The 12090-nt window shown below is 45.3% G+C and carries 10 protein-coding genes; 6 read left to right on the forward strand and 4 right to left on the reverse strand.

What is annotated here, in order from left to right:
• Positions 1 to 54: 54 nt before the first annotated feature.
• Positions 55 to 558 carry an Rrf2 family transcriptional regulator gene (locus AC58QO_RS27830; RefSeq protein ID WP_497271311.1) on the reverse strand — a complete coding sequence of 168 codons (504 nt, stop codon included), beginning with the start codon at positions 556 to 558 and terminating at the stop codon, positions 55 to 57.
• A 328-nt stretch (positions 559 to 886) separates the two neighbouring features.
• On the opposite strand from AC58QO_RS27830, the gene AC58QO_RS27835 reads away from it, so the two are divergent.
• Both AC58QO_RS27835 and AC58QO_RS27840 read left to right on the forward strand, forming a co-directional pair.
• Positions 887 to 1348: a carboxymuconolactone decarboxylase family protein gene (locus AC58QO_RS27835; protein ID WP_497271313.1), complete on the forward strand. Its 462-nt coding sequence runs from the start codon at positions 887 to 889 to the stop codon at positions 1346 to 1348.
• A 68-nt stretch (positions 1349 to 1416) separates the two neighbouring features.
• Entirely contained in the window at positions 1417 to 2112 is a 696-nt protein-coding gene (locus AC58QO_RS27840; RefSeq protein ID WP_497271315.1) for a YjjG family noncanonical pyrimidine nucleotidase, read from the forward strand.
• 171 nt (positions 2113 to 2283) lie between these two features.
• On the opposite strand, the gene AC58QO_RS27845 is transcribed toward AC58QO_RS27840, so the two are convergent.
• Positions 2284 to 3186, reverse strand: coding sequence for a helix-turn-helix transcriptional regulator (locus tag AC58QO_RS27845; RefSeq protein ID WP_497271317.1), 903 nt, complete (start codon positions 3184 to 3186; stop codon positions 2284 to 2286).
• Between the two features lie 179 nt (positions 3187 to 3365).
• Between AC58QO_RS27845 and AC58QO_RS27850 the strand changes: the two genes are divergently transcribed.
• The 4 genes from AC58QO_RS27850 (at position 3366) to AC58QO_RS27865 (ending at position 9316) form a co-directional block, all read left to right on the forward strand.
• Positions 3366 to 4178, forward strand: a complete 813-nt coding sequence (locus AC58QO_RS27850; protein ID WP_497271319.1) for a phytanoyl-CoA dioxygenase family protein — start codon at positions 3366 to 3368, stop codon at positions 4176 to 4178.
• A gap of 15 nt (positions 4179 to 4193) precedes the next feature.
• Complete coding sequence (locus tag AC58QO_RS27855) at positions 4194 to 5138, forward strand: 6-bladed beta-propeller (RefSeq protein WP_497271321.1); 945 nt, start codon at positions 4194 to 4196, stop codon at positions 5136 to 5138.
• 196 nt (positions 5139 to 5334) lie between these two features.
• Positions 5335 to 7524 carry a family 78 glycoside hydrolase catalytic domain gene (locus AC58QO_RS27860; RefSeq protein ID WP_497271323.1) on the forward strand — a complete coding sequence of 730 codons (2190 nt, stop codon included), beginning with the start codon at positions 5335 to 5337 and terminating at the stop codon, positions 7522 to 7524.
• A 406-nt stretch (positions 7525 to 7930) separates the two neighbouring features.
• Entirely contained in the window at positions 7931 to 9316 is a 1386-nt protein-coding gene (locus AC58QO_RS27865; protein WP_497271325.1) for an FAD-dependent oxidoreductase, read from the forward strand.
• Positions 9317 to 9557: 241 nt separating this feature from the next.
• Here AC58QO_RS27865 and AC58QO_RS27870 read toward each other — a convergent pair whose 3' ends face one another.
• Positions 9558 to 10307 carry a S1C family serine protease gene (locus tag AC58QO_RS27870; RefSeq protein WP_497271327.1) on the reverse strand — a complete coding sequence of 250 codons (750 nt, stop codon included), beginning with the start codon at positions 10305 to 10307 and terminating at the stop codon, positions 9558 to 9560.
• A 245-nt stretch (positions 10308 to 10552) separates the two neighbouring features.
• Positions 10553 to 11638, reverse strand: a complete 1086-nt coding sequence (locus AC58QO_RS27875) for a stalk domain-containing protein (RefSeq protein ID WP_497271328.1) — start codon at positions 11636 to 11638, stop codon at positions 10553 to 10555.
• Between the last annotated feature and the right edge of the window lie 452 nt (positions 11639 to 12090).

Genomic DNA, 12090 nt, shown 5'->3' on the forward strand with positions numbered 1-12090 from the left:
AATTTAAGATCAAATTTATTCGCATCTATTAAAATGTAGAACGTTGGATCGACATTAAACGTTAACGCCACCTGCAAAAAAGTCGCGGGTTTCTTGGCGCGCCTTTGGTGTTAACACGCGATCGAGTTCTTCATTAAGCCAATTCAAGGATTTATTACGCAGCATATTTCGCATGCTTTCCTCGGCCGTACGCATCGTTAAATTAATCACACAGGGAGTGGCTTTGGCGCATGCCGCAGACTCTTCGTCGCGACAAAGATAGCTGTTATTTTTGATGTTTTTACATTGAAAAATAGGCGTGGCCCCTTCAACGGCTTCTACGACATTCCAAAACGAGATATCCGCAGGAGGCTTGGCTAATTTATAACCGCCTTTTACCCCGGGAACAGAGCTAACAATACCAGCTTTCGATAATTTGCCGAAAATCTTGGACAAGTAAGTTTCCGATACCCCTTGAAAGGCAGATAACTCTTTGATACCAATAGTCGAATCAGGTGGAATATCGATCAAATATACTAAGCAATGCAGTGCATACTCAACGCCAATACTATACTGCATGCAAACACCTGCTTTCTACATACAAAAGTTGATATTTTACATATTAGATAGATTAATAAACCTTGTCAAATAGAAGTCTGGGGAGTTTTGCACGCAAAAAATGCCAGTTGGATGCTGGTTGACAACACAGAAAGGAAAAGTTATATTGTAGATGAAGTTAATCGACGATAACTATTGTCGACATTTAATCCGTGAGATAAATTATCTAAACACGGAGAAGATATTATGGGAATTAGATTCAACTATGCATTGGGGAGTACTGCATGCTTTGTTCGATATCGTCGACGCAATGTGAGTTTATAAATTCAAAATAAAGGAGTAATGACAAATGGAAATCAGATTGGATTATACGAAAGTACGCCCAGAATCTTTTCAAACACTTTTAAAACTAGAAGGGTATGTGAAGAAGAGCGGTCTTGACCATAAACTGTGGGAGCTAATTAAAATTCGTGCCTCGCAAATTAATGGCTGTGCCTTCTGTCTTGATATGCATACGAAAGATGCGCGGGCAATGGGGGAAACGGAACAGCGTTTATACTTGCTCAACGCATGGCGAGAAGCTCCATTCTATACACCATCGGAGCGTGCCGCGCTCGCATTAACCGAAGCTGTGACCAGAATCTCTGAAGGTGGCGTGCCTCAGGAATTGTATGAACAAGTCCGTAGACATTTCGACGAAGAACAGTTTGTTGATATGCTAATGGCGATTAATGGTATCAATTCCTGGAACCGAATGGCGATTTCTACAGGCATGGTACCTGGCGATTATCAGCCGGCCGTCAGTAAATAACAGATGATTGAAGTCGAGTTCCTCGTGCATTCATGTACGGGGAACTCGTAAATTCACAAGGAGGAAAAATGAGTTACAAGATACTTCTATTTGATCTCGATGATACACTGTTGGATTTCGGTGCGAATGAAGCAGAATCGTTGACCAAATTATTTCAGCAATATGCCTATACGTTTTCGGACGAGGTATTTCAATTATATAATTCTGTTAACAAACAATTATGGGCTGATTACGAAAACGGAACGATTACACTCGACGTTGTTCTGAACTCGAGATTTTCGGAAACGATGTTAAGGCTCGGCAAGGAAGTAGACGGCTCTGAGTGGGAAAACTTCTATAGAGAACTACTGGAAAATGGAAACCAGATTTTGGTGGAAGGAGCTTTGGATGTCTGTCAGCGCTTATCTGCAACCCATCGATTACTTGTAGTTACGAATGGCATCACCCGCACGCAAATCAAGAGATTGAAGCAGTCGGGGCTGCATGATTATTTTGAAGACATCTTTGATTCGCAAAGCATTGGTTATCAAAAACCATCCATCGCATTTTTTGATTATGTGATAAATCACATTCCGAATTTTAATAGACAAGAAGCACTTATCATTGGGGATTCATTACATACAGATATCAAAGGCGGTCTGCTGTCCGGCATTGATACTTGTTGGATTAATAGAACGTCGCAACAAAGCCCGCCGGCTATTCAAAGTACGTACACGATATCGAGCTTAACGGAACTATTTGCGATCTGCTCAGCGAAAGCGTAATTTAATTCACTATTTAGTTGACTTGAATAGGGTTTTAGGAGGATGGCAACATTAAAAGAAGTACTTCAGAACTTATTTGTAAATCGATTTTATGAAAGCCAGTAAACCCTTGCGTTTGCTGGCTTCTTGCACTTCATTTTGTTTGGCAACAATAGTGCTTAGAGAGGCTACTCAATCCTTTGGGTCATCTTCACCACCATAAAGTCTAAACGTAGACGGTGACATGCCAGTAATCGACTTAAAATGACGACTAAAGTAATGAATTGAGGTATAGCCCAGTTTACTTGCAACAACTTCAACTTTTTCTTCTTTTAAAAGCAGCTTCTTAGCCAATTGGATTCGTTTATGAATCATGTATGGCTTCGGTGATACACCCATGACTTCCTTAAATAACTGGGAAAAGTAGATGTGATGATAACCGCAGCTCTCGGCTAGTTCTGTTATACTCCATGCACGCTCGGGGTGTTCCACGATCATTTGCAGGGCATTTGTAATCATGCTTCGTTTCGAGCTATGTGTGGAAGAAACGTCTAACTCGCGACGTATAATTTCGGTTAAGATTTGCACCATAAGTCCTCTTAATACGAACGCGTAGCCATGCTCCTCTTCTTTGTATTCCTGAACAATCTGATGAAGAATACGTTCACCTTCCATGAGTCTGAAATGAATAGGGACGGTGATGCTGCCATAACCCTCAACTTCAACCGTGTAGCGCTGCGCTGGTTGATACGGAGGGCTCCCCGTGAAGTATTTTAGCTTAGGGCCCGGATGAATGGGCTCTGGAGATAGACGATACCAATCAAAGTGGAGACTGATAAATGTAACTGATTTATCGGGATGAACGGTAAGCTTGTGCGGCGTATCTGATCCCAAAAAAGCACATTCACCTGGAAGAATCGCGTATTCATCGGAGCCGATAAACAAATCCATGCGCCCAGAGACCACATAAAGAAGCTGATAGTCAGGAATGGTTCGAGGTCCGTAAACAGTACCTGCTGGAACGTTTTGTATATTGGCATAGTTCACTGCAGGAAGTAATAAGCCCATCGGTCCAAGCGGGTGAGAAAGTTCCATTTGACGTTCTCCTTATCCATCTTTTATTCTTAAGTAGTTCGCTGCCTGTAGGTAAACACCTTTGGAAAGTACAACTAATTCTAATCTTTCCTGCAACGACTTGTAAGCGGTACGCTGTTACACTTCATTATGTAAGCAATAACAGTGGCTATTAACAAATCGTGGGTGGGGGATTAGGTATGCTGACAGTGGAACAGGTGGAAGCGTTTGAGCGTGATGGTTTTGTAAAAGGTGAGGTTGTGCTTAACGACGAAGAGGTTGAGCTTCTACGTCGTGAGTTGGATCTAGTGCTGGAAGGCAAAACGGTGAAAAAACCGGTTTTGAATCGTAATTTATTGGACAAAAGCGAATATGGTATGAGTATGGAAGCGAATGAAACCATCGTTCAGGTGGTTAACATTTGGATGGCTAGTGATCTTTATTTGCAGCATGCAGCGAATCGCACGTTATGTGAAGATGTTGCACAACTCGCAGGTACGGACACATTGCGAATTTGGCATGATCAAATTCAATACAAGCCGCCTGTCACAGGCGGGCCTACGAAATGGCATCAGGATCATCCCTTATGGCCGATCATTAAACCTTCAGAGCTAATCAGCGCCTGGGTGGCGTTGGACGACGCGGTTGTTGAGAACGGTTGCATGTGGATGGTGCCTGGAAGTCATACGTGGGGAGATCACCAAAGACACTTGCTTCACGGCCCAGACCATATGCCGCAGCATAAGCGTCCTGAATTGCTTCCCGAAGGTGTCGAGATCAAGCCAGTACCGTTCGAAATCAAGAAAGGTCAAGTAGGCTACCATCACTGTATGACCTGGCACGGTTCTTTGCCTAACCACTCCCAGATGAAACGGCGTGCGATTGCGGTTCATTATATGCCGGGTAACATTCGTTACGAGCCCGTCGGTAATCACCCCATGAGTAAACATATTCATGTACAATCAGGTGAACTTTTGACTGGAGCAGATTTCCCCGTTGTTTATACCAAATAAAGGAGTGATCGTAGATTGGAAAAAGTAGCTGTGCATGGTTTGCAAGTTGGTAATACGTCCCACGCTTATGAAGTCATTCCGAATTGGGCAAAAGTACCTGAGCATGTGACTTTGGGTTATTCTCACGGTATTGTTGTAGATGAGGCGGATCGGTTCTACTTGTTCCACACGGGGACACCATCGGTCGTCGTATTTGATCGTAATGGGGAGTACCTGAGTGCATGGGGAGAAGAGTTCGCGGGAGGCGCGCACGGCTTTTATCTTCATAAAGAAGCTGGCGGCGAATTCCTATACATAACGGATACAGCCCAAAGAATCATGGTGAAGACCACATTAACAGGTGAACACTTGTTAACGATCGGTACACCGGATTTACCGGCTGTCTATGACGATGAGCGCAAATTTGTACCAACGGATGTGGCTGTAGCACCAAACGGCGATATTTATATCGCTGATGGGTACGGACAGAGCTGGGTGCATCAATATAATGCACTTGGCGACTATATCCGCTCCTGGGGAGGAAAAGGCAACGAAGAGGGGCAATTCAGTTGTCCGCATGGTATATCCATTGACGTGCGCCGAGGAGAACCGGAAATTTACGTAGCGGATCGCGGCAATCATCGTATCCAGGTATTTACGCTGGACGGTGAGTTTAAGCGCAGCTTCGACCATGATATGGATATGCCTTGCAGCTTCTATTTCCACAAGGATGAGATGTATTTTCCGGACTTATATAGCCGTGTAACGGTATTTGATAAACATGACCGATTAGTCGCCCACTTGGGTGAGGATCGTCAAGCGAAATCACAGCAAGGATGGCCCAACGTAGATCAAGATTACCTTCGTGCAAACAAATTTAGTTCGCCGCATGGGATTTGTGTAGATTCTCGTGGGGATGTGTATGTAGCCGAGTGGATTTCAGTCGGACGATTAACGAAGCTGGAGCGTAAAAACGGATAGACATTTACAAGTGATTGTTGGGGCCGTAAGCCCTGATAATCACTTTTTTGGTTGCACCGCTACGCCTTGAGTGTAAGAAATGTGATCTAAGCGAAAAAGTGTATATTGAAACCGTAGGAATCACACGCTATGATGGCTCCAGAGTTTGTAAATTTGGTACAAAAATCAACATTCGAGCGAAGTGGAGTTGTTTCAGTTGACGCATGAGTGGCAGGCAAGTTGGTTGACAGATCGTCCTTTTATACATTTGAAAAAATCATATCTCTTTCATAAAGAGCTCGAAGCGGTTGAAATCGAACCACATGATCCGGAATTACAGCATCACCATTGGTATGTAAGAACAGTAATTGCGCTGGATGAAAAGGTGATGAATGAGGAAAAGATTTGGCTTAACCTGACGGCAGATGATTATTATAAGCTGTATCTCAATGGCGAGTTCGTTGCTCAGGGGCCGGCTCAGAGTGATGCGAATCACTACTATTTTAATAGCATTGATGTACGTTCATATTTAAAAGTTGGGAAAAATGTCATTGCCATTCATGTCTACTATCAGGGGTTGCTAAATCGCGCATATAACAGTGCTGACTATCGGCAAGGTCTTATAGCTGAGCTGTGGGCAGGCGAGAATCTGCTAGTTAAGTCAGATCGTACTTGGAAGGCGAAACGGGCTAAAGATAATCAACCGGGTGTGAAGTTCGGCTATGACACGCAATTCACAGAGCATTTGGACGCAAGGCAATCGGAGCGGGGCTGGACAGAAGTCGGCTACGACGATTCGAATTGGCTGCATGCAGAGGCAGCGGAGCAGACCGATTATACTTTTGTTCAGCAACCCACTCCGCTGGTTGCCGTTTATAAGAAGCAGCCATTGCATGTGGAACGGCTTGCACCTGGTCATTATTTGATCGACTTCGGGGGCGAGCTGACAGGTCAATTTGCCATGCATGCACATGGAAATGCGGGAGAACTAGTACATATTTTGTCAGGGGAAGAACTGATGCCCGGGGATCAAGCAGTTCGCTACGAAATGCGCTGCAATTGTCTTTATCATGATCAGTGGACATTATCCGGTGACGTAGATTCCTTCGAAACGTATGATTACAAGGCGTTCCGCTATGTGGAAGTGCAAGGACCCGAGGAAGCGCTGAGACCGGAATCTTTCCACGCCGTAGTCAGGCATTATCCGTTAGATGAGCAAAGATGCTTGCTTCAGAGCTCGGATGAGCAGATGAATCAAATTTTTAACATTTGCAAAAGCGGTGTCCAATATGGATCACAGGAAAATTATGTGGACTGTCCGAGCCGCGAGAAAGGGCAATATTTGGGCGACAATACGATCATTGGTCACTCCCATATGCTGCTCAGTGGCGATTTACGGTTGTATCGCAAGGCTATTGAGCAATTCGGTCGTAGTTCGTTCGTCTGTGGAGGGATCATGGCTGTTGTACCCGGACATTTCATGCAGGAGATCGCTGATTTCTCTTTGCAGTGGCCGATGCAAGTCATGACGTACTATCGTTACAGTGGGGATACGGCATTCCTTCAGGAGATGTACCCGTATGCGGAGGGTTTGCTGCGACACTTTGAGAAGTTTGAGCGTGAAGATGGATTGCTTGAGGGTGTCACGGACAAATGGAATCTGGTCGATTGGCCGCAAAACTTACGTGATAACTATGATTTCGAACTGACTAGACCTGTCGGTCCTGGCTGCCATAATGTCATTAATGCTTTATACATCGGCTGTATAAGTACCGTAAACGAAATACGTGAATTGCTCGGCGTTGCCTATGAGAATCGGGTGCCGAAATTAAAAAAGAGCTTCATAAAGGCTTTCTATGATGAGAAGAATGGGTTGTTTACGGATTCGGAGCAGAGCACGCATCATGCCCTGCATGCTAATGTACTTCCGCTTCTGTTTCATATTGCTCCGGAGGAATCTGTCAGTGCCATTGTCGACATGATCCGGACCAAGCGTTTTGCATGCGGGGTTTATTTCTCCTACTTTGTCATGAAAGCTCTAGCGGAGGTCGCAGAGTATGAATTGATCTATGACTTGCTCTCAGCCGATGACGAGCATTCGTGGGGGAATATGCTCAAAGAAGGAGCAACCACTTGCTTCGAAGCATGGGGGAAGGATCAGAAGTGGAATACCAGCTTATGCCATCCATGGGCAAGCGGGCCGGTTCCCGTACTGATTGAGGATATTATCGGCCTCAAGCCTGCGAAGCCGGGGTGGAAAGAAATCGCTTTTTGTCCGAAGCTTCCGGCGACTTGGACATCGTTTTCGCTGCAGCTGAATGTGCCAACGGGCACGATTCATCTCCGTTATGAGAACGGGGTGTGGACCGAAAGCTTCCCGTCTGGTATCCCTGTTAGAAAGACCTAAATCCAATGGATTTGCAGAGGTAGGTTCAGAACTTATTTGTAACTCGATTTTATATGATAAACCAGCAAACTCTTGTGTTTGTGGAAGGTAAAATAAACGAAATGAAGGCAAACTGTCGAGAGCTTCTAATTCTCTCGGCAGTTTTTCTTTTTTTACATGAACGTACTATAAAAAAAGATACACTTTCGCAAAATGGCACATGCCTTATTCCGACCCAAGTTTCGGGACGGAGGTCTATCTCGCGGAAGAAGAGAACACGGACAGTATCACGGCTCAAACGCGGTGTAAAAACAGGCTCTTTCGCTGTGGAGAGTTAAACAAATATTAAACTATAAAGAAAATAAAAGTTAACCTATACTTAGCGATAGAAAGAGAACAGAGGGCGTGAAAACGAAGGGAGCACACAATGCAAACGTATTCATTTCATCGCAACATTCCAATCGCGGAGGAACACTATGACCTCGTTGTAGCAGGAGGCGGGCCTGCCGGCGCGGCGGCGGCTATCAGTGCCGCAAGATTGGGCGCCAAGGTACTGCTGGTAGAAGGCACCGGCTGCTTAGGCGGAATGGGCACTTCCGGCTTGGTAACGGCTTTCGACCCGATGGCGAACGGCGAGCGCATGCTGGTCGGCGGCTTTATGAAAGAGGTCGTTGAAACGTTGTATCGACGGGGGTTATTACGCCCAGACATCGATCCAGATAGCTGGCGGAAAAATTACCACAAATGGACCGCCTTCCAAGTCGAGGGCTATAAATTAGTTCTGGATGAATTTGCAGTAGATGCCGGCGTGGAAGTTCGCTTTTTTACGAAAGTCGTGGATGCGGAAGCGGATGCTGTACAAGGTGTTGTACAAGGTGTCGTCCTGCATAACATTGAAGGCTTTACTTATGTTCGTGCCAAAACCTTTATTGACAGTACGGGTGATGCCATACTCGCGCATTTGTGCGGCGCAGCCTGTGTGGAAGCCGGAAGGGATACACCAGGCATTATGCCAGCGACGCTCGCATCTCTGTTCGCTAACATTGACTGGGATCGCACGAAAGGAAGGTCTTATGAAATTCAGCAGGAGATGCTGCACATTGCGCTTCGTGACGGACATTTCTCACAGCCGGACCGTCATTTGCCGGGGATGGCGAAAGTAAATCATACCGTTGGCTATTTGAACGGGGGGCATCTTTTTAACTTAAATGCACTTCGCTGTAAGGATTTGACGGACGGCGTGATGTTGGGGCGTAGACTTGCGAGGGAATACATGGACTTTTATAAAAAGTATGTCCCTGGCTTTGAGAATATCGAGCACGTTACGACCGCATCGCTGATCGGGATAAGGGAGTCGCGCCGCATCGTTGGCGAGTATGAGCTGAATGTGAAAGACTATTTTGCGCGCCGCCAATTTCCGGATCAGATCGGTCTCTTTAACAAGTCTATCGATATTCATCCGTATAACAACTCCGAAGAAGAATACAAGCGCTATTACGATGAGTTTGAAAAAGCGGGCCGTTTAAGCCCCGGCGAATCCTTCGGTATTCCATATGGCGTACTGGTCCCGAAGGGCTGGCGCAATCTGTGGGTGGCCGGGCGATGCGTATCCAGTGATGTACAGGTGCATGGATCCATTCGAGTGCAGCCCGCTTGTTCTATGATGGGGCAGGCCGCTGGAACAGCTGCTGTACAAACGATTCAGACAGGACAAGCGGCCTGTGAGCTGGATACGGAGCAATTAATAACAACCCTGAGAGAGCATGATGCTTATCTGCCGCAAGAGGCGCTAAGCAAGCAAATGACGAGATAGATTATATTAGTGAGACACATATTATGAATTTTGTCTTAGGCGTTCACTCAACTTTGGTGAATGCTTTTTTTTAGGTTATAGAGACACCGCTCATACCATTCATAATTCGATCGGTGAGAGGTTATTTCAACATTATGGAGCTGACCCTATTTCATTATAGAACGTTAGTAAGCGAACAAAATGGCGTGTCGAGACTGTTCCCAGTCTTTACACGCCATTTTAATTTCGCCGTTGGGCTATTTTACTTGACGGCTAATCGTTCATTTATGGATATGCCGCTTCTATCAAGGAAGCGACTTACAACACGCGATGGAATTGCAAACCCTATATAATCTGTATCCTTCGCGCCTTTTGAGACAACCCCTATTACCTCACCATTTAGGTTGGATAGTACACCGCCTGAAGATCCGAATGTAACCTTGGCATCAAACTGGATCATGTCCCATCTGAAGTTGCTCACGATGCCTTTGGACAGGGTAAAAGGGAAGGATCTAGGACTTCCAAAAGCGAGAACAGTTTGACCCTCTATTACGAACTCACTAAGCTTCAAGACTGTATCATTGGTACACGAGGTGTGGATAATGGCTAGATCAAGCTTTTCCTCGCGATATCCGACTTCACCTGTGCAGGATTGGCCGGATTTGTTGCTAAATTTGACGGTAGATGTTGGCATCTCATGAATCACATGCTCATTCGTAATGATCGTGTTGGGTGTAATGTAAAAACCACTGCCCGTTGTAAACAGCTCAGAGTTAATAATCACCGATGCTTTCATTAGCTTTTGGGCTGCTGAGATAGCCTTATCCTCATCCGTCTGCGTATCAGCATGGATCGGCTGGTTGAATAGTAGAAGCACTGCGAGGAGTAACCCTGCATAGTACTTCATTTTACTAGCGTGGTACTCCAAAAGTAGGAAGGATTGTGGTTCACTAGTGAGAGAGTTTAGCATAAGACGATGATAGTGGAATAAGATTTTCCGGTGTAATTTCATTATTCACCTCCATATTGTGCAACCAAATGCAGTTCCGTCACCTCCGAAAATAGTAAATTACGCATGAAAGTATGTAGATCCTCACTCCTGAGTAGAGTGTGCTATCCTATCTTTCTTCTATACTAATTGTATCATATACTATGATTTTTAGATACATATTGTATCGGAAAATACGTAGATTTTCACATGAAAAAACCAGCAAACGTTACGTTTGCTGGCCTTTGTCTGTTGTACATAGAAATCGTTTATCTTCTAGCGTTGAAGCCGATAAAAGCTTTTGTGTTGAAATCGAACACAGCAGTTAACGGCCCAAGCAGCTCATCTTGGTCTGTGTTGTAAGTAACTGTAATGAAATTGCCGTGTGCAGCTTGAACGTCTGCAAGCAATTTCTTTTGCTCGTCTGTGGATGGCAATACGCCTACCTCATTAGAGGAAACGATTTGAACAACTGCTTCGTCTTGCTTCGTTGTAATGTGGGACGCTTGCTCCTTCACTTGAGCCCAAGCCAAGTTGCGGTATTCCTGAGCTGTCTCTGGCGACATTTTCGGTGTGCCGATTACAGGCGATTGAGCCTGAACAACGAGAAGGTACACAGGGCTTTGCGGTGGCAGGCTTTTCGTTTCAAATGGACCGTAGTAGGCAGTTACTTTCGTATCGGCTTTCAGGTCTTCCCATTTCACGGATTCGCCTTGAGACGTCATGACGCGAGTTTCTTTACCGCCGTTAAGCACCAAATTGTCTAGTTGAACTTGCCAGCCATCATCCGTATGTTTCACTTCTTTGATTGTATCTTCTTTGACCAGGCGGTCCGCGTGAACGTTAATGTTTACAGCTTGCGCTTGGCCCGGATAGCTCATCGCCATAGCAGGTCCGAATCCAGCGTCGATTTCAGTGCCGGCTTTCAGATCAGCTGCAGTTAGTGTTTTACCGTCAAGGCTCTTGATGACAGTCGATTTGTCTACGTTTAAAATGACCCATGTGCTGCCGAGCAGCTCGATGCGGGTATTCCCGTCATCCTTCGTCTGTAAGCTTACGATTACACCAGTTGCGCGCATGAGGTCAGCAACTTCTGCTTCGTCCAGTTCGATCTCTTTGTTTGCTTCATCGTAATTTACTGTATATCCAAGCTGCGTCGCAGCGTCACGTACGGGAAGGTACGCTTTTCCATCGATGTAAACAGGAGTTAGCTTGCTGTCTTGTCCGTTAACAAGAATCTTGACATCTTTTTGCAAGTAACCTGTCACCTTTTCTACGAAATCCTCAGCTCCGACTGCGGCTGTTGTGCCGAGTATCCCTGCCAAAGTTAAAATTACAGTTAGTTTCTTCTTCATATCAAAAAACTCCTTCCGATGTTTGAATGTAGCGTCAATCATGTTGACAAACCCTCAGACGGAGGTAAGTTCGAATAGGTTGCAGTTATTCAAAAAATATTAATCATTTAATACCGACACAATAACAAACGATATACTTTGCAGGGTTCGTCGCATGAGAACGGAGTCCGAGATTTCAGCTGCATTCTGGGCAAAAAAACGGCACGATTCTATCGTAATTCTCCACTGAAATCAATCGAGAAAGTAGGCTATTATTGAATTATTGTGCGCAGGGTCCTAGTCGCAGCTGGCAGTTGCTTGCTAGCGCACAAAAATTGTGCGCAGGGTCTCGTCGCAGCTGACAGTTGCTTGCTAGCGCACAAAAATTGTGCGCAGGGTCTCGTCGCAGCTGGCAGTTGCTTGCTAGCGCACAAAAATTGTGCGCAGGGTCCTAGTCGCAGCTGGCAGTTGCT

It is taken from the genome of Paenibacillus sp. J31R30, from assembly GCF_059692115.1.